Annotated in this window: 19 protein-coding genes; 10 read left to right on the top strand and 9 right to left on the bottom strand. The window is 66.7% G+C overall.

Annotated features, from left to right (window positions below):
* Position 1: 1 nt before the first annotated feature.
* Positions 2-1423 (bottom strand): cytochrome ubiquinol oxidase subunit I, encoded by a 1422-nt coding sequence (locus LHU95_RS09790; protein ID WP_248711177.1) that lies wholly within the window; start codon positions 1421-1423, stop codon positions 2-4.
* A gap of 101 nt (positions 1424-1524) precedes the next feature.
* Here LHU95_RS09790 and LHU95_RS09785 point away from each other — a divergent pair, with 101 nt between their 5' ends.
* A complete protein-coding gene (locus LHU95_RS09785) occupies positions 1525-1998 on the top strand; it encodes an Rrf2 family transcriptional regulator (protein WP_248711176.1) in 474 nt (157 codons plus the stop codon).
* Here LHU95_RS09785 and LHU95_RS09780 read toward each other — a convergent pair.
* On the bottom strand, positions 1959-2300 hold the full coding sequence (locus LHU95_RS09780; protein WP_248711175.1) for a metalloregulator ArsR/SmtB family transcription factor: 342 nt from the start codon (positions 2298-2300) through the stop codon (positions 1959-1961). The two genes, LHU95_RS09785 and LHU95_RS09780, sit on opposite strands and share 40 nt — an antisense overlap.
* Between LHU95_RS09780 and LHU95_RS09775 the strand changes: the two genes are divergently transcribed.
* Genes LHU95_RS09775 through sulP form a run of 6 tightly spaced genes read left to right on the top strand, consistent with a single transcriptional unit; the run spans position 2299 to position 7963 of the window.
* Positions 2299-2580, top strand: coding sequence for a DUF2892 domain-containing protein (locus tag LHU95_RS09775; RefSeq protein WP_248711174.1), 282 nt, complete (start codon positions 2299-2301; stop codon positions 2578-2580). The two genes, LHU95_RS09780 and LHU95_RS09775, sit on opposite strands and share 2 nt — an antisense overlap.
* A gap of 1 nt (position 2581) precedes the next feature.
* On the top strand, positions 2582-3016 hold the full coding sequence (locus LHU95_RS09770; RefSeq protein ID WP_248711173.1) for a YeeE/YedE thiosulfate transporter family protein: 435 nt from the start codon (positions 2582-2584) through the stop codon (positions 3014-3016).
* 2 nt (positions 3017-3018) lie between these two features.
* Positions 3019-3474: a DUF6691 family protein gene (locus LHU95_RS09765; protein WP_248711172.1), complete on the top strand. Its 456-nt coding sequence runs from the start codon at positions 3019-3021 to the stop codon at positions 3472-3474.
* Between the two features lie 29 nt (positions 3475-3503).
* A complete protein-coding gene (locus LHU95_RS09760; protein ID WP_248711171.1) occupies positions 3504-4397 on the top strand; it encodes an MBL fold metallo-hydrolase in 894 nt (297 codons plus the stop codon).
* Positions 4398-4440: 43 nt separating this feature from the next.
* A complete protein-coding gene (locus LHU95_RS09755; protein ID WP_248711170.1) occupies positions 4441-6114 on the top strand; it encodes a bifunctional protein tyrosine phosphatase family protein/NAD(P)/FAD-dependent oxidoreductase in 1674 nt (557 codons plus the stop codon).
* Position 6115: 1 nt separating this feature from the next.
* Positions 6116-7963: a sulfate permease gene (gene sulP / locus LHU95_RS09750; RefSeq protein ID WP_248711169.1), complete on the top strand. Its 1848-nt coding sequence runs from the start codon at positions 6116-6118 to the stop codon at positions 7961-7963.
* A 102-nt stretch (positions 7964-8065) separates the two neighbouring features.
* Here the strand turns inward: sulP and LHU95_RS09745 are convergent, their stop codons facing one another.
* Together LHU95_RS09745 and LHU95_RS09740 are read right to left on the bottom strand one after the other, a co-directional pair.
* Positions 8066-8425, bottom strand: coding sequence for a hypothetical protein (locus LHU95_RS09745; RefSeq protein ID WP_248711168.1), 360 nt, complete (start codon positions 8423-8425; stop codon positions 8066-8068).
* Between the two features lie 122 nt (positions 8426-8547).
* Positions 8548-9681 (bottom strand): FAD-dependent oxidoreductase, encoded by a 1134-nt coding sequence (locus LHU95_RS09740; protein ID WP_248711167.1) that lies wholly within the window; start codon positions 9679-9681, stop codon positions 8548-8550.
* Between the two features lie 764 nt (positions 9682-10445).
* Between LHU95_RS09740 and LHU95_RS09735 the strand changes: the two genes are divergently transcribed.
* Positions 10446-11573: a carbohydrate porin gene (locus LHU95_RS09735; protein ID WP_248711166.1), complete on the top strand. Its 1128-nt coding sequence runs from the start codon at positions 10446-10448 to the stop codon at positions 11571-11573.
* A gap of 9 nt (positions 11574-11582) precedes the next feature.
* On the opposite strand, the gene LHU95_RS09730 is transcribed toward LHU95_RS09735, so the two are convergent.
* From LHU95_RS09730 to LHU95_RS09710, 5 genes are all read right to left on the bottom strand, one after another.
* On the bottom strand, positions 11583-11960 hold the full coding sequence (locus LHU95_RS09730; protein WP_248711165.1) for a hypothetical protein: 378 nt from the start codon (positions 11958-11960) through the stop codon (positions 11583-11585).
* A 20-nt stretch (positions 11961-11980) separates the two neighbouring features.
* Positions 11981-15112: an efflux RND transporter permease subunit gene (locus LHU95_RS09725; protein WP_248711164.1), complete on the bottom strand. Its 3132-nt coding sequence runs from the start codon at positions 15110-15112 to the stop codon at positions 11981-11983.
* On the bottom strand, positions 15112-16773 hold the full coding sequence (locus LHU95_RS09720; protein WP_248711163.1) for an efflux RND transporter periplasmic adaptor subunit: 1662 nt from the start codon (positions 16771-16773) through the stop codon (positions 15112-15114). The genes LHU95_RS09725 and LHU95_RS09720 overlap by 1 nt, the downstream gene beginning before the upstream one ends.
* Positions 16774-16837: 64 nt before the next feature.
* Positions 16838-17224 carry a hypothetical protein gene (locus LHU95_RS09715; protein ID WP_248711162.1) on the bottom strand — a complete coding sequence of 129 codons (387 nt, stop codon included), beginning with the start codon at positions 17222-17224 and terminating at the stop codon, positions 16838-16840.
* Between the two features lie 915 nt (positions 17225-18139).
* Positions 18140-23677 carry a hypothetical protein gene (locus LHU95_RS09710; protein ID WP_248711161.1) on the bottom strand — a complete coding sequence of 1846 codons (5538 nt, stop codon included), beginning with the start codon at positions 23675-23677 and terminating at the stop codon, positions 18140-18142.
* Positions 23678-24176: 499 nt separating this feature from the next.
* On the opposite strand from LHU95_RS09710, the gene LHU95_RS09705 reads away from it, so the two are divergent.
* Both LHU95_RS09705 and LHU95_RS09700 read left to right on the top strand, forming a co-directional pair.
* Positions 24177-24599, top strand: a complete 423-nt coding sequence (locus LHU95_RS09705; RefSeq protein WP_248711160.1) for a DoxX family protein — start codon at positions 24177-24179, stop codon at positions 24597-24599.
* Positions 24600-24666: 67 nt separating this feature from the next.
* Entirely contained in the window at positions 24667-25482 is an 816-nt protein-coding gene (locus LHU95_RS09700) for a class III extradiol ring-cleavage dioxygenase (protein WP_248711159.1), read from the top strand.
* The last annotated feature ends 19 nt before the right edge of the window (positions 25483-25501 follow it).

The raw sequence follows: 25501 nt of genomic DNA, 5'->3' as shown, positions 1-25501 counted from the left end.
GTCAGGCTCCCTGCTCGGCGGTCGGCAACGCGTCGCGTGCCGCCATCACGGGGCCCGGCATGATGCCGCCGGCACGGATCGGCTGCTCTGGCGCCAGGCCGCCTTCGTGGCCATGCGCCGGCTGGTTCATCAGCCGCAGAATGTAGAAGGTGCCCGAGCCGAACAGCGCGAAATAGACGATGACGAAGGCAATCAGCGAGGAGCCGACAGCCGCCGCCGCGATCGGCGAGGCGCTGTCCGCCGTGGTGAGCAGCCCATAGACCGTATAGGGCTGGCGCCCGACTTCGGTGACCATCCAGCCCGCCAGCACCGCGGCGAATCCGGAGGGGCCCATCAGGATGGCCGCGCGGTAGAGCCAGGGCGCATCATAGAGCTTGCGGCGATAGCGCATCCACAGGCTCCAGACGCCGATGCCGAGCATGGCGAAGCCGATGGCAACCATCGCGCGGAAGCTCCAGAACACGATGCCCACAGGCGGGCGCTGGTCTGCCGGCCATTCGTTGAGGCCGCGCAGCGTACCATCCCAGTTGTGCGTGAGGATCAGGGAGCCGAGGTTGGGGATGGCAACGCGATAGTCGATGCGTCCCTCGGCGGCGTTGGGGATACCGAACAGCACCAGCGGCGCGCCGGCATGGGTCTCGAAGGCCCCCTCCATCGCCGCAACCTTGGCCGGCTGATGCTCCAGCGTGTTCAGCCCGTGGAAGTCACCCGCCACGATCTGCATCGGCGCCACGATGGCCGCCATCCACATCGCCATGGAGAACATCACCCGCGCCGCCGGCTGCGCGCGATTGCGCAGCAGATGCAGCGCGCCCACCGCGCCCACCACGAAGGCGGTGGTGAGGTAGGCGGCCAACACCATGTGCACCAGGCGATAGGGCAGCGAGGGGTTGAAGATCACCGCCCACCAGTCGGTGACGATGAATTGGCCGACATCGTTCATCGCGTAGCCGGCCGGCGTCTGCATCCAGCTGTTCACCGCCAGGATCCAGAAGGCCGACATGAAGGTGCCGAGAGCGACCATCAGCGTCGCCAGGAAATGCAGCTTCGGCCCGACGCGCTCGCGCCCGAACAGCATAACGCCCAGGAAGCCCGCTTCGAGGAAGAAGGCCGAGAGCACCTCATAGCCCATCAGCGGGCCGATGACGGGGCCGACCTTGTCGGAGAAGACGCTCCAGTTGGTGCCGAACTGGTAGCTCATGACGATGCCGGAGACGACGCCCATGCCGAAGGCAACAGCGAAGATCTTCTTCCAGTAGTTGAACAGGTCGAGGAACACGCTGCGGCCGGTGGTCAGATACAGTCCGTTCAACACGGCCAGGAAGCTGGCGAGCCCGATGGAGAAGGCGGGGAAGATGATGTGGGCACTGACGGTGAAGGCGAACTGGATGCGCGCCAGCGTCAGTGCGTCGAAGGACTCCATGGCAAACCCCGCTTAAACTGTCATCGGTGATGCAGGATATTGTCCGTTCCTCAGAAAAGCAATATGCTGTTTAGAGGTTTTCTCGTGACGAAGGATTGACCTTGCGCCTCACCCAGTATTCCAACTTCACGCTCCGGACCCTGCAGCTGGTCGCGCTCCGCGCGCCCGAGATCGTCACGGTGGATGACGTCGCCCGGGCGCATCGCATCTCCAAGGCGCATCTCGTGAAGGTTGCCGGCGAACTCGCCCGGCGCGGCTATATCGAGACCATCCGCGGGCGGCGCGGCGGCATGCGCCTGGCCCGGCCAGCGGAGCAGATCACGGTCGGCGAAATCATCCGCTGGACCGAGGCGCCGCTCGAACTGGTGGAGTGTTTCAACGCCGAGACCAACACCTGCCCGCTGCTTGGCGTATGCCACCTTTCGCGCGGGCTACACCGCGCAATGCGAGCGTTTCTCTCGGTTCTGGACGACATGACCATCGCCGACATCGCGTTGAACAAGAGCGCGTTGCTGGACCGGCTGGATGGCCGGGATCAGGCCGCTTCCGCGTTGCTGCCGGTTGGCGCGCAATAGAGACGGTAGAGCGTCTCCAAGATCGCAGCCACCTCGGCGCTGGCCACGCGGTAGTAGATCGTCTGCCCATCGCGCCGTGTCTCGACCAGGCGCAGGTCACGCATCCGGGCCAGGTGCTGGGACAGTGCGGCCGGCGCCAGGCCGACCAGTTCGGCCAAGTCACCGACGGATTTCTCGCCCTGGACCAGATGGCAAAGCGCCATCAGCCGCTTGGCGTTTGCCAGCGCTGCGAGCAAGCGGGAAGCTTCCTCGGCCTTGGCTTCAAGGATGGATAAAGCGTCATCACTGATATCTATATTCATGTTGACACTTAAGCATCTGCGCAGATATGAGTCCAGCATCAACACGCTGGGGCATCACACCATGGCCAATGTCGGTTCACTTGATCGCGTCGCCCGCTTCGTTCTCGGTGCCGTGCTGGTCGGCGCGCCCTTGCTGCTGCCAGCGATGTTCGCTCCGCTCGGCGCCTGGCGCTTCGCGTTGGTCGGCTGGGGGGTGGCGATGCTCGGCACCGCGGCATTCCGCTTCTGCCCCGCCTACACACTGCTCGGCATCCGCACCTGCCCCGTCAGCAAGGCCTGACATGATCGGCACCGAATTCACTCCGGTGGCCTCGCTTCTCGGCGGGGCGCTGATTGGCGCTTCCGCCGTGATGCTCATGGCCGCCAAGGGGCGGATCGCCGGTGTCAGCGGCATCGCGGTGCGGCTTCTGCCGCCTTACGCCGATGGTGAATCCGCCGGGCGCCTCGCCTTCATCCTCGGCATCGTGATGGCGCCGCTGCTTCTCCTGTTCGTCACCGGCACGGCGCCGGTGCCGACCATCGAGGCGGGGCCCGCTCTGCTGGTTCTGGCTGGGCTGCTGGTCGGCTTCGGCGCGGTCTGGGGCAATGGCTGCACCTCCGGCCATGCCGTTTGCGGCCTGTCGCGGCTGTCCCTGCGCTCGCTGGTCGCCACGCTTACCTTCATGGCGACCGCGATGGCGACCGTCTTCCTCACCCGACACCTGCTGGGAGGTTGAACATGTCCATCCTGGTGCAATTCGTGGCCGGCCTGGTCTTTGGCTTCGGCCTTGTCATCGCCGGCATGTCCGACCCGGCGAAGGTACTGAACTTCCTCGACCTCGCCGCCATCCCGACCGGCGGCTGGGATCCGAGCCTTGTCTTCGTCATGGCGGGTGCCATCGCCGTCACCTTCATCGGCTTCAAACTGGTGCTGCGGCAGGCGCAGCCGATCTTCGGCGGGAAATTCCACCTGCCCAGCGCCACCGAGATCGATGCGCGCATCATCGCGGGCCCGGCCATCTTCGGCATCGGCTGGGGCCTCGCCGGCTTCTGCCCCGGCCCGGCCTTCACGGCGCTGACCACCGGCGGCAGCGCGGCGCTGATGTTTGTCGCGGCCATGCTGCTCGGCATGGCCGGCGCCCGATGGCTCGCCAGCCGTCCTCCCGCACTCACCCCCGCCACTTCGCGCGGCTGACGCATCAGAAACCCGAGAGGAGAATAGCCATGAACGCCATTCCGCATCGCGTCGAACTGTCCGTGAAGCCGGACGTGACGCCCTTCTTCGACGCGCCGACCAATACGATCAGCTACATCGTGAAGGACCCGACCTCCAACGTCTGTGCCGTGGTCGATTCCGTCATGGACATCGACTACGCGGCGGGCCGCATCACCCATGGCTCGGCCGATGCCATCATCGCCCATATCAAGGCGCATGGCCTGAAGCTCGAATGGCTGATCGAGACGCATGTGCACGCCGACCATCTTTCCGCCGCGCCCTACATCCAGGGACAGCTCGGCGGCAAGATCGGCATCGGTGACCAGATCACCGTCGTGCAGGATGTCTTCGGGAAGGTGTTCAACGAAGGCACCGAGTTCCGCCGCGACGGCAGCCAGTTCGACCGCCTGTTCCAGGACGGTGACACCTACATGATCGGCGGCATGACCGCCTTCGCACTGCACACGCCCGGCCACACGCCGGCCTGCATGACGCATGTGATCGGCGATGCCGCCTTCGTCGGCGACACGCTGTTCATGCCCGATGGCGGTTCGGCCCGCGCGGACTTCCCCGGTGGCGATGCGCGCACTCTATTCCGCTCGATCCACCGCGTGCTCGAACTGCCACCCGAGACACGGCTGTTCATGTGCCACGACTACGGACCGAATGGCCGCGACATCCAGTGGGAGACCACCGTCGCCGAGGAACGCACGCACAACATCCATGTGAGGGACGGCGTCACCGAGGATGCCTTCGTCGCGATGCGCGAGGCGCGTGACGCAACACTCGGCATGCCGCGGCTGATCCTGCCTTCGCTGCAGGTGAACATGCGCGCCGGCGCCCTGCCGCCGCCGGATGCGAGTGGCAAGGTGTTCCTGAAAGTACCCGTCAACGCGCTGTGAGCCTGCCGCCGCGGCGGCCAAGAACGAATTGGGAAGAACGATCATGCAACCGAAGCGAATCAACGCGAGCCTCTCGGTCTCGGAACAGGTCTCGCCCGAGGCCGTCGCGGACATCGCATCGGCAGGCTTCAAATCCATCATCTGCAACCGGCCGGATGGTGAGGGCGCCGACCAGCCGGGCTTCGCCGAGATCGAGACGGCAGCTAAGGCTGTGGGCTTGCTAGCGGCCTATCAGCCGGTGATCTCGGGCCAGGTGAAGGACAGCGACGCCGCAGCCTTCGGCGCGCTATTCGCCAGCCTACCCAAGCCGGTCTTCGCCTACTGCCGCACCGGCACGCGCTCGGCCACGCTCTGGTCCCTCTCGGAGGCAGCCCAGGGCAGGCCGCTGCCGGAGATCCTCAGCGCCACCAGGGCGGCGGGCTACGACATGGGCGCCGTAGCGCGACGCATCGCCAATGGCGGCCGCACGCCCACCGATGTGGCGGATGCGACACATACGGTGGTGATCATCGGCGGCGGCGCTGCCGGCGTGTCGCTCGCCGCCAGCCTGAAGTCGCGCCAGCCCGAGCTCGACATCGCCATCATCGACCCGGCCGAAATCCACTACTACCAGCCCGGCTGGACCATGGTCGGTGGCGGCATCTTCGACCCCGCGACGACGGCCAAGACCATGGCGTCGCTGATCCCACCGGGCGTCCGTTGGATCAAGGCGGCAGTCGCGGCCTTCGAACCGGAAAAGCGTGCGGTCATCCTCGATGGCTGCCGCGTGGTGAAGTACACGGCGCTGGTCGTCGCCCCCGGGCTCAAGCTGAACTGGGACGGCATCGAAGGGCTTTCCGAGACGCTTGGCCGCAACGGCGTGACCTCCAACTACCGCTACGATTTGGCGCCCTATACTTGGGAATGCGTGCAGGGCCTGAAGGCCGGCCGCGCGGTCTTCACCCAGCCGCCGATGCCGATCAAATGCGCCGGCGCGCCGCAGAAGGCGCTGTATCTGTCGGCCGATCATTGGCTGCGCAGCGGCCGGCTCAAGGATATCTCGATCGACTTCTACAATGCCGGCGCGGTGCTGTTCGGCGTAAAGGAATATGTGCCCGCCCTGATGCGCTACATCGAGCGTTATCACGCGCAGCTGCATTTCCAGCACAACCTGACGCGGGTCGATGGGCCGGCGCGGCGCGCCTTTTTCACGCGCACCGATGCCGATGGCGCCAAGACCACCGTTGAGACCGAGTTCGACATGCTGCACGCCGTGCCGCCGCAGATGGCGCCGGATTTCATCCGCGTCTCGCCCCTGGCCGATGCCGCAGGCTGGGTGGATGTCGATCAGGCGACGCTGCGCCACAAGACGCTGCCCGGCGTGTATGGCCTGGGCGATGCCTGCAATGCGCCCAATGCCAAGACCGCGGCGGCCGCGCGCAAGCAGGCGCCGGTGGTGGCGCACAACCTGCTAAATGATCTGGGCGCCACCGCTGAGGCCGACGCCATCTATGACGGCTACGGCTCCTGCCCCCTCACCGTCGAGCGTGGCAAGATCGTGCTCGCCGAATTCGGCTATGGTGGCAAGCTGCTGCCAAGCTTCCCGACCTGGTTGATCGACGGCACCCAGCCGAGCCACCTCGCCTGGCTGCTGAAGGAACGCATGCTGCCGCCGATCTACTGGCAGGCCATGCTGCGCGGGCGCGAATGGATGGCCAAGCCGCAGATGGCGACGTGAGATGAACCCGCGTCTGCAACGCCTGTTCCCTATCCTGGAATGGGCGCCGCGCTATACGCGCGGCGAGGCGATCAACGACCTCTTTGCGGCGATGATCGTGACGATCATGCTGGTGCCGCAGAGCCTCGCCTACGCCATGCTGGCAGGGCTGCCACCAGTGGTCGGGCTCTACGCCTCCATCCTGCCGCTGGTCGCCTACGCCATCTTCGGCACCAGCCGCACGCTCGCCGTGGGGCCGGTGGCGGTGGTGTCGCTGATGACGGCGGCGGCGCTGGCGCCCATTGCGGCGCAGGGCACCGCCGCCTACCTCGCCGCGGCGGTAACGCTCGCCTTCCTGTCGGGGCTGATCCTGGTCGCCATGGCGGTACTGCGGCTGGGCTTCCTCGCGAACTTCCTGAGCCACCCGGTAATCTCGGGATTCATCACGGCATCGGGCATCCTGATCGCGGCAAGCCAGTTGAAGCACATCCTGGGCATCCGTGCAGAGGGCGACACGCTGCCGCGCATCGTCCAGGGCATCCTGGGCCAGATCACCGCGACCAACATCTTCACCCTGCTGATCGGCGTGGCGTCGGTGGCCCTCCTGTTCTGGGTGCGCAAGCAGTTGAAGCCGCGCCTGATCGGGCTTGGACTCAAACCCCGCCTGGCCGACCTGCTGGCCAAGGCAGGGCCGCTCGCCGCCATCGTGGCTTCCATTCTCCTGGTTGTCGGCTTCGGGCTGGATCGGCAGGGGGTGAAGATCGTGGGCGAGATCCCCGCCGGCCTGCCGCCCTTCGCGCTGCCGGTATTCGACGCCGATCTATGGGTACAATTGCTGCCGGCCGCCCTGCTGATCAGCCTTGTGGGCTTCGTGGAATCCGTCTCGGTCGCGCAGACGCTGGCAGCAAAGCGGCGCCAACGCATTGAAGCGAACCAGGAGCTCGTGGGCCTCGGGACCTCCAACATCGCCGCGGCGCTTTCGGGCGGCTATCCGGTCACGGGCGGCTTCGCGCGATCGGTGGTGAATTTCGACGCGGGCGCCCAGACACCCTTGGCCGGCGCCATCACCGCCATCGGCATCCTGGCGGCCACGCTGTTCCTGACGCCGCTGTTCCGTTTCCTACCGCAGGCGGTGCTGGCGGCCACCATCATCGTGGCGGTGCTGTCGCTGGTGGATTTGAAGGCGATCCGGCGCACCTGGGCCTATTCCAAGGCGGATTTCGCGGCGATGGCCACCACCATCCTGCTGGTTCTGTTCGTCGGCGTGGAGGCGGGGATCGTCGCCGGCGTGGCAGTTTCGCTGCTGCTGTTTCTGTGGCGCACCAGCACACCGCACATGGCGGTCGTCGGCCAGGTGCCGGGCACCGAGCATTTCCGCAACGTGGACCGGCACGCGGTGGTCACCGATCCCGCCATCCTGTCGCTGCGTGTGGATGAGAGCCTGTACTTCGCCAATGCGCGCTATCTGGAAGACCGCATCTATGCTGAGGTCGCGGCGCGCCCGGCCTTACGGCACGTCATCCTCATGTGCCCCGCAGTGAACCTGATAGACGCCAGTGCGCTCGAGAGCCTGGAGGCGATCGCAGACCGCCTGCGTGCCGCGGGCGTCGGCTTCCATCTGTCTGAGGTGAAAGGGCCGGTGATGGACGCGCTGAAACGGTCAGATTTCTTCGGGCACTTCAAGGGCCAAGTGTTTCTCTCACAGTTCGAGGCCGTCCGCGCCTTGTTGGCGGAGACATCAGGCGGAGCAGTCGTATCCACCGGTCGTGCTGCGGCGCCTGCGACCGAGTGCGCGTCCGGCGCCGACGCGACAGCGCGCCAGGAGCCGGATAAGCCTGTCACAGCCGCCTTGGCATCCTCTCCCAGGTAAACACCCAGGTTACCAAGCGTTCCCAATACGTCGGGCCGATGCTGCTGTCGCACCCCTCGCCCACCTTGGGTATTGGACCGTGGAGCGTCGTGGCGGATGGTCTCACGCTGCCTGCTGCGCCTGTTTTGTGCGCGACATCGCCAACCAAAGGATAGCCAGCGCTGCGATGCCAAGCCAGGGAAGCAACACGGCATTCAAGGTCTGCCATCCAAGCTGCTGCAGCAGCGCGCCGGCGGCGAGCGAGGAGGCGAGGCCGACTGCGAAGATCGTCAGGTCGTTCGTCGCCTGGGCACGCGCCCGCTCAGGCGGCGTATAGATTTCCGTGAGCAGCGTCGTGCCGCCGATGCAGAGGAAGTTCCACCCGACACCAGGCAGCACCAGGGCGCCCAGGAACGAGCCGAACACTGTCCCTGTCAGCGCCATGCCGGCATGGGCGGCAAGGATGACGATGCCGGTGAGCATGATCCGCAGCACCCCGAAGCGAGCGATGAGGGACGCGCTTCATCGAGCTCGTTGCAGCCGTGTGGTCGAACACCACGGTGCGGGAGATGGCGGAAAACGTCTGGGGCGTGCCTTCGCCACCCTCATGACGCGGCACCGCCAGGCACGGCGATCCGCTGCAACACCTCACCGGCGGCGCGTGAGGCGGCATCAATCGCGCCCGCCAGGTAGCCGGGGTCGGTCGCGCTGGTCTCGCTCCCTGCAAGCGACAGGCGATCCCGCCATGCGCCGCCCACCCAGGGCCCGCGCTGCGGCACGGGATGGGCCCCGCCGCGCCGGTCATCCGCAGTCGCGGTGAAGATCTCGGCAGTCCAGTCCATCAGGAGCGTCGCGGCGGGGCGTCCGGCCTCGTCTCCGAACAGCCGCACGAGCTGATCAAGGCAGGCGCGGGTCAGCAGAGCCGTGCCTGCAGTGTGGCGCCGATCTGCGTCGATGCCGAAAAAGCCGAACAGCGCCGCCGCGCCCGAAGCGGTTGTCGCGTCATGGATCTCGCCCATCGGGCCTACGACGCTCTGCGCCATGCCAGACAGGCCGGCCGTGCGCCAGAAGGGGCGGTCATAGATCGCGACGAACTTCGCGTGCGGCGCCATCCAGGTCGGCGTATCGCGCCAGCGCAAACGGATGGCAGGATCGATAGCTGGCTCGAAGGCGATGCTCGCCTCCAGCAGCCGCGGTGGCAGGGCGGCGATCACCTGCGCTGCAAGAACGCTATCGTCCGCGCCGGCAGCCTGAGCGAGCGTCAGCCGGACATGGTCACCATCAAGGGCGATCCGTGTAACCCACGAGGCAAGCTGAATGGAGCCCTCCGGCAAGCCGCCGGCCAGCGCGCGCACCAGCGCGCCCGTACCGCCCGCAACCCGCATGGAGCGCGGCTCCGGCCGGGTGCCGACGAAGCGCTGCGGCGGGCGGCTCGGCACGCGTTCGACGAGAACATCGCCTTCGTCGTGTTGCGGAAAGGCGGTGAGGCCAGTTTGCGCCAATGCGGACGCCATGGCCGGGTGCATGCTCGGCCAGAACCAGGACGGACCAAGGTCGAAACCATCCTCCGCGGGACGTCCTGCCGCATCGGTTGAAAGGATGCGGCCGCCAAGCCGGTCGCGCGCCTCGAAGATGCGGAAGCCAATGCCCGCCTCGTGCAGCAGTCGCGCGGCCTGAAGCCCGGCGAGGCCGCCACCGATGATGGCGACGGGCAGGACCGGGGTGCTGGCGCCGTCCATCTCAGCCACTGACGCCGGTGCAGCGCGCCGCACGTGTCCTGGGGGGCACGCAAGCATCGCCATCACAGACCCAGGCATTCGCGATCAGGCCGCAGGCGAGCCCATGGCCTCGCATGAACCGATCATGGCGGATTGCTCGATTCTTGTGTTTCGCCATGGCGTTCAGCGTCTGGACAATTCGGGGGTATGGCAAGCGTCGTCCTGACCGCATCCAGCAGCAGCCGTACAGCCAATAGTTGCGCTGGTTTGCCTGGTCTACTGGCCGCGCTTCGTCGGTGTGGCGTAAGCCGTTTCAGGAACTCCGCATTCGCGGCCTCCATATCGGCCGGCAGCGGCGCACGGCCATCGGCCGCCACAGCGATCCGCCATGACCAGTTCTCAGCCTGATGCCCAGACAATTCATCATGGGCGGTGTCACCACGCTCCGGCTCGCCACATGGCGGAGCCTCCGCACCGCGTAAAGACCGGATTGCGATACATGGCGCCTCCGTGTAACGCATTGTATGAAAGCAATAAATACACCCGACACCACCACAGCTTTTGATCTGAAGACCTGTGCAGCTATCGCCATTGCGCTGATCCTGCTGGTCCTCCCGGCAACACCCCATGCCCAGGAAACAGCCTGGTTCCCAACTCTGGCGAGCCGGCAGGCAAACCTGGAGGATCAAGGCTGGCTGCTGCATAGCCAAGCCACCTTCGTCGAACAGGGCCACTCTGGCTTTCGTTCACCCTATCGTGGCGCGAACAGCCTTCAGCCCGCCGCCATGCAGCGCAACACTTTCTCAGGCGACCTGATCCTGGGCCGGCGCCTCTGGGAAGGTGCGGAGTTCGTGCTGAACGGCCAGGTGATTCGCGGCTTCGGTCTTTCCGGCACGCGGGGTGTCGCGGGCTTCCCGAATGGCGAGGCCTTTCGCATTGGCAGCGAAGTTCCCGCCGGCTTCATACCGCGCGCCTACCTCCGGCAGACGATCGGCCTCTCGACTGATACGGTTCCGCCCGATGGCGACCAACAGCGCTTCAACCGGCCCTTGCCGCGCGAGCGCATCACCATCACCGCCGGCAAGTTCTCCGTGCTCGATATCTTCGATGACAATCGCTACGCGCATGATCCGCGCACACAATTCCTGAACTGGGCCTTCGTGGCTGGTGCGGCGTTCGACTTCGCCAACGACGCGAAGGGCTTCACCAACGGCGTCGCGGCTGAATGGGAGAATGGCAGTTGGGGCGCGCGGCTGGGCGGCTTCCAGGTGGCGCGGCGTGTCAACTCACTCTCGCTCGATCCGCAGCCCGGCCGAGGCTGGCAGGTGCTGGCGCAGCTGGATCGCTTTTACGAACTGGGTGGCCGCCCCGGCGCTGTGCGCCTCCTTGGCGGCCTCTCCCGCACCCGATCCCAGACCTATGACGCATTGCTGACCGGCGACATCGAGGCGACCAACGAAAACCCCCGCGGCGGCTACCGGATCAAGCAGATGCTGGTGCTGAACATGGAGCAGGAACTCACGAACAGCCTCGGCGCCTTCGCACGGCTCTCCTGGAATGACGGGCGCAGCCAGCAATGGATGTACACGCAGATGGATTGGGCAGTCTCGGCCGGCGTGTCGCTGCAGGGCGCGGCCTGGGCGCGGGCGCTAGATGTAGTGGGCCTCGCTGGGAATATCGGCGGGCTTTCCTTGGGCCAACGCCGCTTCCTGGAGGCGGGCGGGCTCGGCTTCATCATCGGCGACGGGCGGTTGAACTACCGGCCGGAGACGGTGGCCGAGCTCTACTATGACGCCCGGCTGGCACCCGGGTTCAACATGGCCGCCAACCTGCAGTTCATCGCCAATCCGGGCCACAATGCGGATCGTGGACCGGTTGCCGTGATGGGGCTGAGGCTGCGCGCGGCGTTCTGAGTTGGAGGGCTACTCCACGACGTAGCGCGCCGTCACGCGGTGACCGTCGCTGAGCGTACCGGTGAAGACAACACGCGCACCAGGCGCCAGCGGCGCGGCCAGCGTGCCCACCAGCCGGTTCGGCTCAGCTGGCGCCAGCGTGACCGTCGCCGTCTGCCCGGCCGCCTGCACGGTGACGCGGCCATTGGCCCGCGCGCTGGACATCGGCCGGCCATTCTCCTCGCTCACGAACAGCGTGAGCGTGGTGCCGGAGAGTACGAGCTCGATCGGGTGCCCATCGGCCGTGACAACGGGGCCGCCATTGGGGCCACGCCGGGCGGGCTGCTGGGCCATCGCGGCGGCTGGCAGCAGCAACATCACGGGAAGGATGCGTCGGGACAGGTTCATGGTCATTCTCCTCGTTGGGTTCAGAAGGTTTCCACCGGCCGGCCGGCCGGCAGGGCGTCGCGTTCGGCGAGCAGGCGTTCCAGCGCCGGGCGCCCGAAGCGGCGGAACAGCAGCGGCGTCAGCACCGCGTCCAGCAGGGTGGCGCTGACCAGCCCACCGAAGATCGTTACCGCCACGGGATGCAGGATCTCCCGCCCCGGCTCGCCGGCGCCGAAGAGCAGCGGGATCAGCGCGAGACCGGCCGAGAGTGCGGTCATCAGCACCGGCGCCACCCGCTCCTCGCTGCCGCGGATCAGCAACAGCCGGCCCCAGCGCTCGCCCTCGTGCAGCGCGAGATTCAGGTAATGCGACACCTTCAGGATGCCGTTGCGCGCGGAGATGCCGGCCAGGGTGATGAAACCAACCATCGAGGCGACGGAGAGCGGCAGCCCGGCGATCCACAGCGCGACCACACTGCCGATCAGCGCCAGTGGGATGTTGCCCATCACCACAAGGGCGAGCGCCGTGGACTGGTAGCGCTGTCGCAGCACCACGAAGACCATCAACAGCGAGACGATCGAGAGCAGCCCGATGGTCCGCGCCGCCTCCTCCTGCGCGCGGAAATTGCCTTCCAGCACGGCGGCGTAGCCGGTGGGCAAGGGATAGCCGGAGATGGCCTGGCGCAGATCGGCGGCAATGGCCGCCATGTCGCGCGCGCCGTCGCCATTGCCGGAGACGACGATGCGCCGCTGCCCGCCCTCGCGCAGCACCTGGTTCGGGCCGTCCACCTCCTGCACTGTCGCAACCAGCCTGAGCGGTACATGGCCTTGCGGGGTGGCCACCAGCAGGTCGCCCAGGCCTTCGGTGGTGCGGTCGCGGTCGGCCAGGCGCACCACCACGTCGAAGCGCCGCACCCCATCCACGATCTGGCTGGCGACACGGCCGTTGGACAGCCCCTCAAGTGCCGCGGTGAGCGAGGCCGGGGTCAGGCCATAAATTGCCGCCTCGGCATAGTCCGGCACGACCTGCAGCTGCGGGATGCGGACCTGGCGCTCCACCTGGATGTCCACCAGCCCCGGCACCGCCGCCATTCGGGCGCGCAAGCCCTGAGCCAGCGTCGCCAGCGTGTCGAGGTCGGGGCCGAACAGCTTGACCGCGATCTCCGCCCGCACGCCGGAGAGCATGTGGTCGAGCCGGTGCTGGATGGGCTGGCCGATATTGATGTTGGCCGGCAGCGGCGCGAGGCGCGCGCGGATATCGGCCAGCACCTCCGCGCGCGCCCGGTCGGAGCGGCGGAGTGCCACGTCGATCTCGTTCACATGCACCCCCTCCGCGTGCTCATCCAGCTCGGCGCGGCCGGTGCGGCGGCCGACGGACATCAATTCAGGCAGGTCCGTCAGCAGGCGCTCCGCCACGGCGCCCAGGCGGGCGCTTTCCGCGAGCGAGATGCCGGGCACGAAGGAGACGCCGACCAAGACTGTTCCCTCGTTGAAGGCGGGCAGGAAGGCGCGAGGCAGTTGCATGGCACCCCAGGCAGCCGCGCCGAACAGCAGCAGCACGGCGGAATACACCAGTCGCGGCCGCGCCAGCGCCTGTATCAATGCCGCGCGATTCAGCCGCTTCGCGCCGCGCAGTACGAAGCTGTCAGCGCGATGCGCCTTGGCCAGCCGGTTGCCGAGCAGCCAATAGGCCAGCACCGGCGTCAGCGTAACCGACACGGCGAGGCTCGCCAGGATTGCCACGATGTACGCGACGCCGAGAGGTGCGAAGAGCCGCCCCTCGATTCCCGGCAGCGCGAAGAGTGGCACGAAGACCAGCACCACGATGGCCGTGGCATAGACGATGCCCGAGCGCACCTCCTGGCTCGCCGCCGCCACCACCTCCAGCACAGGGCGCGGCATGGCGAGTGCGGCATTCTCGCGCAGGCGGCGCAGGATGTTCTCGACATCCACCACCGCGTCATCCACCAGTTCGCCGATGGCGATGGCGATGCCGCCCAGCGTCATGGTGTTGATGGTCAGCCCGAAGATGTGGAAGACCACGACCGTCGCGAGCACCGAGACCGGGATGGCGGTCAGCGAGATGACCGTCGCCCGCATATTCAGCAGGAACAGGATCAACACCATCGCCACGACCGCCGCGGCCTCCAGCAGGACCGTCTCGACATTCCGGACGGAGGTGGCGATGAAATCGGCCTGACGGAACTGCACGCGGGAGGCATCGAGCCCGGGCGGCAGGGTGGGCCGCAGCTCGGCCAAGGCAGCCTCGACAGCTCGCGTGACCGAGATGGTGTCGGCCCCCGGCTGCTTCTGGACCGAGAAGACCACCGCCGGCCCGCCGCGATAGCCGGCGTCGCCCCGGCGCGGCCGGGCCGCAAACTCCACCGTCGCCACCTGGCGCAGCAGCACGGGCGTGGGGTAGCCAGGGCGCTGCGCCACGGGTGTCTCTGCCAGATCCTCAAGGCGCTGCGTCAGGCCGAGATTGCGGATGAGGTATTCCCGCCCGCGCTGGTCCACGAAGCCACCGCCAGTGTTGGTCCCGAAGCGCCCCACCGCGGCCTCGATCTGCTCGGAGGTGACGCCCAGGGCCAGCATCGCCGCCGGATCGGGCGTCACGCGGTATTGCCGCACCTCGCCGCCGATCGGGATGACCTGCGACACGCCGGGGATGCTCAGCAGGCGGGGCCGAATGGTGAAGTCCACCGCCTCCCGCGCCGCCATGGCCGTGACACCCTCGGCCCGCACCGCCACCAGCATGATCTCGCCCATGATGGAGGAGACGGGGCCCATCACCGGCGAGACCGCCGGCGGCAGCGAGGCGCGGACGACGCCCAGGCGTTCCGAGACAAGTTGCCGCGCGCGATACAGCTCCGCCGACCACGCGAACTCGACATAGACGATGGAGAGCGACACCGCCGAGACGGAGCGCACGCGCGCCACGCCCGGCATGCCGTTCATCGCCGTCTCGATCGGGAAGGTGACCAAGCGCTCCACCTCCTCGGGTGCGAGGCCCTCCGCTTCGGTCAGCAGGGTGACGGTGGGGCGGTTCAGGTCGGGAAAGACATCCACCGGCACCTGGGGCAGCACGAAGGCGCCGTAGCCCACCAGAACCAGTGAGGCGATGAGGACCAGCAGCCGGTTGCGCAAGCTGCCCGTGACGAGGATCTGAAACATCAGCGCACCTGGTTCACGAGGCCAGCGCCCTGCACCACCACGCGCTCGCCGGCCCGCAGCCCGGCGGCGACCAGCACCCGGGCGGCATCCAGCGGCTCGACGCGGACCGGGGCGGCGGCGAAGGTCTCGGGCTCGACATGGCGCCAGACCACCTGCTCGCCATTGGCCGCGCGTACCACCGCGGCGCGCGGCAGGATGAGGCCGCGGATCGGCTCGGCGATCTCGGCCACCACCGTTACCGGCTGACCAAGGGAGAGGCCGGGCGGCGGGCTTTCGATACTGAACTGCACCAGCGTGGCGCCCTGCTGCACCGCGCGGCCGAAGCCCTGCAGCACCAGGCGCATGGGTCGCCCGCCGCGCACCGAGGCGGTGGCCTCGCGCAGCCCCGTCGCGGCATCCGCCCCGAAGACCAGCGCTTCGACCGAGAGGCCGGCCGGGTCCACGATCTGGAACAGCACATCCTGGGCCGCGACCACCTGGCCGGCGGCGGCGCGCGCGGAGGCGATAACGCCATCGGCCGGGGCGCGGATGACCTCCGGGGCGATGCGGTTCTGCGCCAGCGAGGCACGGCGGCGGCGCAGGCCTTCCAGCTCGATCTCGGTGTCGATCACCTGCACGCGGGTGCCGGCGCCGCTGGCGGCGAGGTTGCGCGCGCGCGCGAGGCGCGCCTCGGCGGTGGCGATCTGCTGTTCGAGATCGCCGGAGCGTTCGGCAATGGTCGTCTGGTCAGCCACCGGAATGGCTGGCTCCACGATGGCCAGCACCTCGCCGCGGCGCACCGCCTGGCCCAGGCGCGGCAGCCCGCGCTCCGGCGCCAGGATGCGGCCGCCGGCGATGCTCTGCGCCAGGCCGCCTCGGTTGGGGTCGGCCACCACGCGGCCAACGAGGGTGATGGTGCGCGAAGCATCGGCTTCGCGCAGGGTGATCGTGCGGACCTCCAGCAGGCGCTGGCTGATCTTCGGCAGGAACACGGTGCCGTCCGGCAGGCGGCTGGGCGCGTCGATGCCGATCGCCGGCGCGGCAGCCGGCCCATCATGATCGTGGCCGGGGCCGGCCATGGCGGGTGTGGCCGCCAAGACCAGGAAGAGTGCGGCTGCAGCGCGGCGGCGGCACCGCGGCCGCGCCAGCAGCAGGCCGCACAGCAAGCCGAGCGCGGCACCGCCTCCACCCACGAGCCAGGGCCGATGTGCGGCCCATTCCACCGCCTCGTGCCAGGGGTCCGTGAAGGGGCCGGTGTGCGGATCGGGGGCTGGCAGCGCCGGCAGCAGCCCGGTCAGCAGGTCGTCGCCCGCCGCGCCCGCGGTGATCGAGAAGACCAGGTCCAGCGGCGCCCCTGTGCGCGCGAGCAGCGGCGAGTTGAGGCGGTAGGTCCCGTCTTCCTGGCGCTCGGCTGGCAGGCTCGCCTCACCGATCGTCACCTCGACCCGAGCGTCCGTGACCGGCTCATTCCCCTCGAAAAGGTCGATCCAGAGGCGAAGGCGGTCGGGCGCCTCGCGCACCGCGACCACCTCGTAAAGGTCTGAATGGATCGCAAGACGAGGGCGCGCAGGGGCTACGGAAGCGGGTCCGTCGTCATGGCCCTCATGGGCAAGGGCCGGCATGGCGAAGGCAAGGAACGCGGCCGCGGCAGCGGCGCGCAGCATGGCAGGGAGCGGCAACATGATGACATCCGGCAGGAGGACGGGCAAAGCGCGGTGGCCGCGCCCGTCTGGCTGACGGGAGCGGTTAGCCGGCGGCGCTGCACCTGGGCGGTGGAGACGGGACACCGGGCGCCAGAGAATCCAACTGATGCGTGCTCTCGACCGGGATCGGCCGGCTCGCCAACATCATCGGCGCGCGTAGGCTCTCCGCCGCCGGCAACATGGCCCTTACCGCATGACAAAAGGCGCAATGAACGGCGCCAGGCGCATCCTGTTCGCTCGGCACCTTCTCGGATGTCGCGCAGTCGCCGACGATCGCCTGTGTCAGGTCAGCCTTGGCCGCGTGCACGTGCTGCCCGAACCCGGCCGTCAGAAGCACGGCCAGAAGGCCGAGGACGCGCGCGATGCGGAGAGAGCGGATGAAATCCATCATGGGCTCGCGATAGATGGTCGGGTTGGGCCATTCCGTCAACGGAGGGTCACCTCTGGGCCGCTTCGGACTTCGGACAGACACTCCCAAATGTGACGCAACAGGTGAGACGTGTCTCACACAAACCAGGCATGGTTGGAACCCGGTTCCCACCGCTGCTCCAGTCGGTTTTCCCAACCTCATTCTCCGATTATGTGACAGGCGCTGCCATGGCCAAGCTCGGCAGGCGTTTCGGCTTGTGGCTTGGGAAATGCGCCGGGCCCGGAAGCCTATTCTTTCTCTCCGCAGGGCCAATTCCCTCGGCACCTCCGGACTTGTGCGATCAGTTCCCAAGCTAATGGCCAACTGATTTTGCGCAAAATTCGCCGAAGTTCCGGGGCTGATAGTTGCGCCCAGTTTCGCCCGCCGGTGACAACCGGGGGTCAACTCACGGCTTTGTTGGCCCCGAGCCTGCCCGCTTCTCAGCAGGCCAGATGTCTGCGGATGAGTCCGTCAGGCGCCTCGCCGTATTACTCTTCGGGATTGTTCGGCTGAAGCGAAGCCGGCCTCCTCTCGGAGGCCAACGCTCTGCTCTGGTCCGGCCAGAATGCGGGGAGTGGCCGCAGTAGCGTCGTCAGGCCGGCCTCACAGCGGCCCTCCAAGATCGCCACAACCAGATCCGGCGCCAGGAGCGTCAGGCTGAGGAGTTTCCTCAGGAAAGACCAGTCGAATTTCTCGGCCGCCGCGAGTTCATTCAACGATCCGTGGCGACCGTTGTCGAGCAGGCGTTGGTATCGGTGCGCGCGCGCCGACGCCTTCACCAGCGCCGGGTCGGCCCTTGGGGCAACCGCGGGCGGTCCCGCCTCCGCCGGCATGACGATGGTCTTCCGTCCCGGCCGGCGCCAAATCGCCAGTAGCAATCGGCGGATGCCTCGGGCCGAATGGCCCCGGCTGGAACAGTCAGGGCCTGCCGGTCGCTCAGGCGAACACCAGATCCTGCTGGGCCATTGCCGCCCCTGCCTGCAAGACGCAGACGGTGGACTGCCCACCTGCACCGATCCCGTTCGAATCAAAGAACAGCGTGTGCTGATAGGGGTCATAGATGAACTGGCTGAGCGAGGACGTCGCCTCCGTGCCATAGACAAACCGCGCATCCAGCGAGGCGCCTGCCGCGAAGCCAAAGCTCGATCCGATGAGCACCAGGACATCCACGCTGGAGGAAAAGTCGCTGATCGTGTCGCCGCCTTCGCCATTGACGAAATAGAAGGCGTCCGACGCGTCGCCCCCTGAGAGTGCGTCCGCGCCCCCGCCGCCATTCAAGGCATCATTGCCGTCGCCACTGATCATCGAATCGATTCCATCGTCGCCGATGAGCACATCCCCACCACCACCACCGACGAGGACATTGTTGCGCGCATCGCCCACCAGCACATCGTTGAATTGCGAGCCGAGAAAAGCTTCGCATTCGATGAAGATGTCCCCGGTGGCCTCGCCGCCAGTCCCGGTGCCCGTGGCGAGAGAGGCTGTCACGCCGGCCGTCGCATAGTCGAAGCGGACATAGTCGTAGCCATTGCCGCCATTGACATAATCCGCGCCAGGACCCGCGTAGAAGATGTCAGCGCCATCGCCCCCGTAGAGCGCGTCGTTGCCGGCTCCTCCGACCAGCACGTCATCGCCGTCGAGGCCCGAGAGCACGTTGACGTTATCGTCACCCACCAGGGTGTCGTCGAAGGCCGTGCCCAGGAAGCCTTCGATGCCGCCATAGGTGTCGCCGGCGGCATCGCCGGTGTTCAGCCCCGGCGACGCGACATAGACGACGACACCAGCGGCCGCGCCCTGATAGCTGGCATAGTCGAAGCCGCTGCCGCCGTTCAGGGCGTCGGCGCCCGAGCCACCGTTCAGGATGTCATCGCCGTCCTGGCCTGAAAGCTGATCGTTTCCACCGGCCGCCGAGAGCGTGTCATTGCCGCCATGGCCGAAGAGGCTGTCATTGCCGTCACCGCCCGTCAGGAGGTCCGGGCCTGCGCCACCCTCCAGCGTGACCCCCTCCGGCATATCCGCATCCAGGAAGTGAATGTTCGCCGGCTGCAAGGACGCCAAGGACACGCCACTCAGTTCCACCATGTCCGAGATCGAGAGGGTTGCCCCTTGCGCGGTCGTGATGAAGGACGTGGCGCTGCCGAGTTGGATGTCCATGTCGGCAATGCGGACATCTCCCTCAAGGTCCTCATAGGCGATGATGAAGTGATTGAACTCAGCGCTTTGTGGGCCGGCGAAGGTGATGGGGTTGGCCAACAGCTCTGCGGCGACGGCGGCGGCATTGGCAAAGCCGATAGGCCGGTCGATCAGCAGGACGTTGGCGTCTGCGACCGTGATGACGCCGCCGGCACCGACCAGGTTGCTGAAGACAGCGCTGCCCGCCACAGGCGCCGCGCCGCTGGCACCACGCACAAGGTCGCTGAAGGCATCCAGTGAAATGTCAATGATATCCACCGGCGCGTCGGCCGTGCCGGTCACGAAATTGATGACGGTCGACATGTCCAGGCTGGTGCCGCGGCCCAGGCCGGCATTGGTCGTGGAATCCGAAACGGGACCGCCGAACCGCGCTGTCGCCTGGCCCCACCAACCCAGCTGCGGAACATCCTCCGCACTCACGATGCTGCCGGCAACGGCGGCGACCGTAAGCCCCGGCGCCACGGCCGCGATATTGGACAGGCCGTTCGCTGCGAACAGCTCGATGCGCGAACGCGCCGTATGACCGGCCGCGAGCAGGATCAAGTCGGCGCCGCCGCCCGTAAAGATGGTATCGAATGAAGAGGGATCTTGGGTCCCCGTGAAGCTGTCATTGCCGATCGAACCGCCGAGGACATTGCTGGCCAAAGCTGAGCCGGTGATGGATACCCCGACGCTTCCGGCAACATTCAGCGAGTAGGCGAAATCATACGAGCCCACGGGCATGATCAGGCCGCCAACGCCGTTGACGTACGACTGATCAACCACACCCAGGTAGCTGGCGACTTCCGTGCCACTGTCGGTGTTGTAAATGCCCCCGAAGACGTTCTGATAGACGATGTTGCCAGTCATCAGGCTGCTGCCCGGCAAGTCAGCGCCGGTCCAGATGGCCTCACCAAAGCTACCGTCGGAATTTAAAGGAACGAAGGCGAAGGCCGTGCCGGCGTCGCCCATCGCGACCAGGTTGTATCCGCCGGGAATGGCCGTGATATTCTCAAAATGGGTAAAGATGCCGGGCGCGTTGTTCTCGGTGTAGAATCTGGGGTCGGAGAAGATGCCAGTCGACACATCGTAATGGGCCAGGAAGCCGGCATTCAAACCGAGCCCGTCCTTGCTGCCCCCGGCGATCGTGTAGGATGTGCTTCCGATGCCGTTCTGCCAGATGCCGTAGAGCGACGTCAGGTTGTCATAGCTGCCGTTGACGTTCATCAACGTGTATTGCTGGGTCACGAGATTGTAGATGAATCCATTGGCACCCAGGATGGCGCCCCCCGGCCCGACAAGGTCATAATTGCCGACAACCAGGTCGCCCGCCGTGCTGTGCAGGATCGTGTCCATGACGGAAGCGCCGAGCACGATCCCATCGGTCACGTTGATGCCGTCCGAAGGTACGTCGATCTGGGTCCAGGTGCCGCCGAACCCGTCGACCGGCCCCTCATACATCATGCCGTGATTCAAGATTCCGGTCGGGCTCTCCACATATTGATAGCTGCCGACCGCACGAACTTTGCCCAGACCAATACTAGGCTCGAAGATGGAAGTGTTGGGTCCATAGAAGGTCGCGGTGGTGACCGTCTGGCCGATGCCGAAATCCGGATCGAGGACGTAGAGCGTGCCTGCCGCAGTGTCGTTGAGCGGCCCCTGAAACAGGAAGGCCTGCGTATCCGTCGAACCGGTCGTGCCCCGGCTGCCGGTCAGGATCACGGCACCTTCCAGATCCGCGCGCACACCGGTGATGATGTCGAGCGGGCTCAGGATCGTCTGGTAGTCGATCTGGACATGGCTGGAGCCCACCTGGGCATTGGTGGCAGCCTCGGACGCGTATTGCGTCGTCGCATCGAACACATCGGACACGGCGGCTTGCATCGCCGCGAGCGACGGTATCTCCAGGGGCCCTGTCAGCGCGGCGGTGAAATAGGCGGCCGCCTGGATCTTGGCGTTCATCGCCGTGACGTCGTCGCTCACCGCCGACAACGCGATATCGTAGACCAGATCGGAGAAGCTCGACGCGCCGGAGAAGAACACGTTTCGCCAGGTCGCCAGTTCCGCGCTGTCGGCGGCTCGGTCGAAGAGATTCGTGAAGGTCTGGTTGATGAAGTCGTTGGTGAGGAGGATCAACTCGGGCGATGGAGAGCCGACCGGCACCGTCAGGGCCGCGAGGGACGCGAACGGCGCGTTCTCAGGCGATGCCGCGAAGCTCTCCGAGACGGTGCGGATCGCCGCAGCAAGGGGGATTGCGCCGGTGATCAGCGTCAGCAGCTGATCCATGCGCGCTTCGAAGCCGAGCGGATCGGCGGCCCTGCCGAACCAGCCGACATAGAGCAGCTCCAACTGGCTTGTGGGCGATTCAATGGGGATGGGCGAAGGCCCGACGGTCAGGTTACCGTAGAGCAGGTTGCGGTTGCCGGCGTCCATGATCGCCGTACCGCCATTCGGCAAGGTGGACTGGCCGTACACATTCAGGCCAATCCAGTTTCCGACGACCGCGTTGAGTTGCACGCCAGGGTCGATGGTGACGCCATTGCCGGTGTTGCCGCTGATGACGTTGACCAGCACAGCCGGCTCGGGCAAGGGCGACCAGCCGACGCTGGCTGAGCCGATGACGTTGCCAATGCCCGTGCTTTCCAGCAGGACGCCGCCCGCGCCATTGGGCAGGGCCGCGAATTCCTGGATATCCGTCCCGATCGCACTTTGGCCGATCACATTGTTATGGGCCTGGTCGGTGATCACGATCCCGTAGTTGACGTTGCCGGATATCGTGTTCTGGCGAATGACCGAGGCGTTGCTCAGGATGCCGGTGCCGCCGATGATGTTGTCATGCGCGGTGCCCCCGATGAGGATGCCATGATTGCCATTGGCAAAGGCGGCGTCGCCGCGGGTATCGAGCCCGATGATATTGGGCACGACCGTCACGCCCCAGGCGTCACCGGAAATCTCCAGGCCATTGTTCATATTGCCCGAAATCACGTTGGTCTGGACGATCTGGTCCCCGCCGGTTGACGTGATGAGAATGCCGTTCATGCCATTGGGTGCGATGCCGACGAAGGCATAGATCCCGGCGAAGGTGTTGAGCGTGCTGAACCCGCTCGCCGTATCGGTCACCTCAATGCCATTCAGGCCGTTGCCCGAGACCACGTTGCCGAGGGGGATCACGCCACCAACCTGCGTGTTGTGTGAAGAGCCGTCGATCAGGATGCCGTCCAGCGCATTGCCGACCATGACGGAATTATTGGCGCCCGTGCCGACGAAGTTGGCCCGGATCGTCACATGGTCGGAGTCGGTGACGTGGATGCCGTTGCCGGCGTTCCCGCTGACGACATTGTAGTAGATGAAGGGGTTATCAACGACGGTGCAGCCATGCAGGGAGTTGAAATCGGCATCCACGATCGCGACGCCGTCGCCCTGGTTCCCCAGCGCGGTGTTGCCGTCGGCCGCCGTGCCGACGTAGTTGCCGTTCAGGATGTTGTTCGTCGAGTGGGCGTCGATCAGAACTCCGTTCTGTCCATTGCCCGAGATGAGATTGCCCAGCGGCGGAGCCGCGAAGGTGGGTATTGCGGTGCCCTTGTCGCCCGTCGGATCATTCGGCGAGCCGCCAGCGTCATTGCCGACGACCGTCCCGCCGATCGTGTTACCGCTCGATCCGCTCGTCACCCAGATGCCGTTGCCGGCATTGCCCATGGCCGTGTTGCCGTCCACGCTGGTGCCGATGCGGTTCGACACGACGATGTTGTCGGCCGAACCATGCAGGCTGATCCCGTGGCCGCCATTCGCCGAGATGACGTTGGAGATCACGCCGTTGGCGGGACTTCCCGCCGCCGCGAGGGTGGCGGCGTCGGGATTGTAGCCGATCAGGTTTCCCGAAGAGGTGGCCGCGATGAAGACGCCGTCGCCGGAATTGGCGAGCGCCGAACCATCAAGGGCGAGGCCCACGTAATCATTGTTGAGCAGGATCCCGCCGGCGATCAGCGTCACCCCGTTGCCGTCTGCATTGCCCAACGCCAGACCGACCAGTTGCGAGCCCGCGGCACCCGGCCCGAACACAAGCCCAGCATGCTGGTTGAAGTCGATGCCGATTGTCGGCGCGTTCCCGGTGTCGCTGCTGCCGGCGACGATCGACACCGTGTTGGTGATGTCGGGCAGATCGCTGGCCAACACGATCGTTCCGGCCACCGTAAACTCGATGGAGTTTGACGCTGCAGGGGGCGCCGCATTCGACGCTTCCACGGCGGCCCTCAGCGACCCTACGCCCGCGTCGTTGAGGTTGGTCACCGTGAAGATTGTCATCGAGTCCCCCGCCGTAAATCGGAGCTTAAAAAGTTACTGTCGCGGAACGATACCGTCCAGGCTTGATATACATGCCGATCTTGGCCTTCCCGGCGGGCGCGTGGCCCGCGCGGGCAGCCTGTTCTCGCTATCCAGCCGCCATGATGCGACCGCATCGAATCTAGCCCGAAGATCGCCGCCCTTATGGTGGCGCGGAAGATCCCGCCGCGACGTTCGATCTGGCTGCCGCGACGCTGTCGTTTGGGGCGATGAGGCGGTGAGTGTCCTGACGGGGCCCGGGAAGGAACCGCGCCTGAAGGGTCCGGGGCGGAGAATGCCGGCTTAGGGCTCGTAAATCGCTACCCCACGCCGCGCCGTGCGGCCTGAGCCAGGGCAGCCCCCCACGCTTTCGCACAGTGACTAGGCGCGTTTCGGCAATGCCCTTGGGCGCCGCCAATCGCCAGATTGCCGGTGTCGGGCCGCGACCGCGCAGCCCTCCCCTTCAAGGATCGTATCACTCATGCTCGACCTCCGCACAGCGCCCTACGGCGCGCTCGCCCTCCGCGTGGCACTCGGCGTGCTCTTTCTGGCCCATGCGGGCCTTAAGATCTTCGTCTTCACCCCGGCTGGCACGGTGGGCTTCTTTGGCCAGCTTGGCCTGCCCGCCTTCGTCGCCTACGCCACCATCGCCGCCGAGGTCGCGGGTGGTGCGGCGCTGATCCTGGGCGTTTGGACGCGTCTGGTCGCCGTGGCGCTGGCGCCCGTCCTGCTCGGCACCATCGTGCTGGTCCATGGTGCGAAAGGCTTCTTCTTCACGGCCGCCGGCAGAGGTTGGGAATTCCCGGCCTTCTGGGCGCTCGCCCTGGTGGTGCAGGCGCTGCTGGGCGACGGCGCGCACGCGCTGGTCCGCTCGCCCAGCCTGCGCAGCAGCACAGTCGCCTGAACCAGAGCCGGGTAACCCGCCGGACCGCAATCCGGCGGGTTACCCGATCCACGAGGAGCCGCTCCCCATGTTGCCATCGATCTTCATCTCACACGGCGCGCCGACACTGGCGCTGGAGGATGTGCCGGCACGGCGCTTCCTGCGTGAAGCTGCCTCGCACCTGCCGGAGCGACCCACGGTGATCCTTGTCGCCTCGGCCCATTGGGGCACCCGCACCCCGGTTGTCAGCGCCATGGCGCGCAACACCACCATTCACGACTTCGGCCAGATGTTTCCCCGCGCGCTCTTTGAGATGCGCTACGATGCGCCTGGTGCGCCAGGCCTCGCCGAGCGCGCCGCCGATCTGCTGGCGGGCGCCGGCCTTGCCTCGCGCATGGATGACCGGCGCGGTCTGGACCACGGGGCCTGGGTGCCGCTGTCGCAGATGTATCCTGGGGCCGACATCCCGGTGCTGCAGGTCTCGATCCAGCCGCATCTCGGTCCCGCGCATCACCTTGACCTCGGCCGCGCGCTGGCACCGTTGCGCAAAGAGGGCGTGCTGATCATCGGCAGCGGCAGCTTCACCCACAACCTCGAGGAGTTCTTCGGCCAGGCGGCGGACGCGCCCGAGCCTGACTGGGTCGCAGCCTTCGCCGATTGGGTGGATGACGCCCTGCGGGAGGGACGCCTGCCCGACCTGCTCGGCTACCGCTACCAGGCCCCCTTTGCGGTCCGGAACCATCCGACCGACGAGCATCTGCTGCCGCTCTACGTGGCACTCGGTGCAGCCGGGATGGCGCCCCGGACGGAGCGCCTGCACCGGAGTGCGAGCTACGGGGTGCTGCGGATGGACGCCTATGCCTTCACCGACGAGAGCGACGCCGCTACGGCGCAAGCGGCGTGATGGAGGATTGCCATGTCTA

This window comes from Sediminicoccus sp. KRV36 (assembly GCF_023243115.1).
Classification (GTDB): domain Bacteria; phylum Pseudomonadota; class Alphaproteobacteria; order Acetobacterales; family Acetobacteraceae; genus Roseococcus.
Note: the sequence above shows the minus strand (reverse complement) of the source record. Positions and strands in the feature narration are given on the sequence as shown.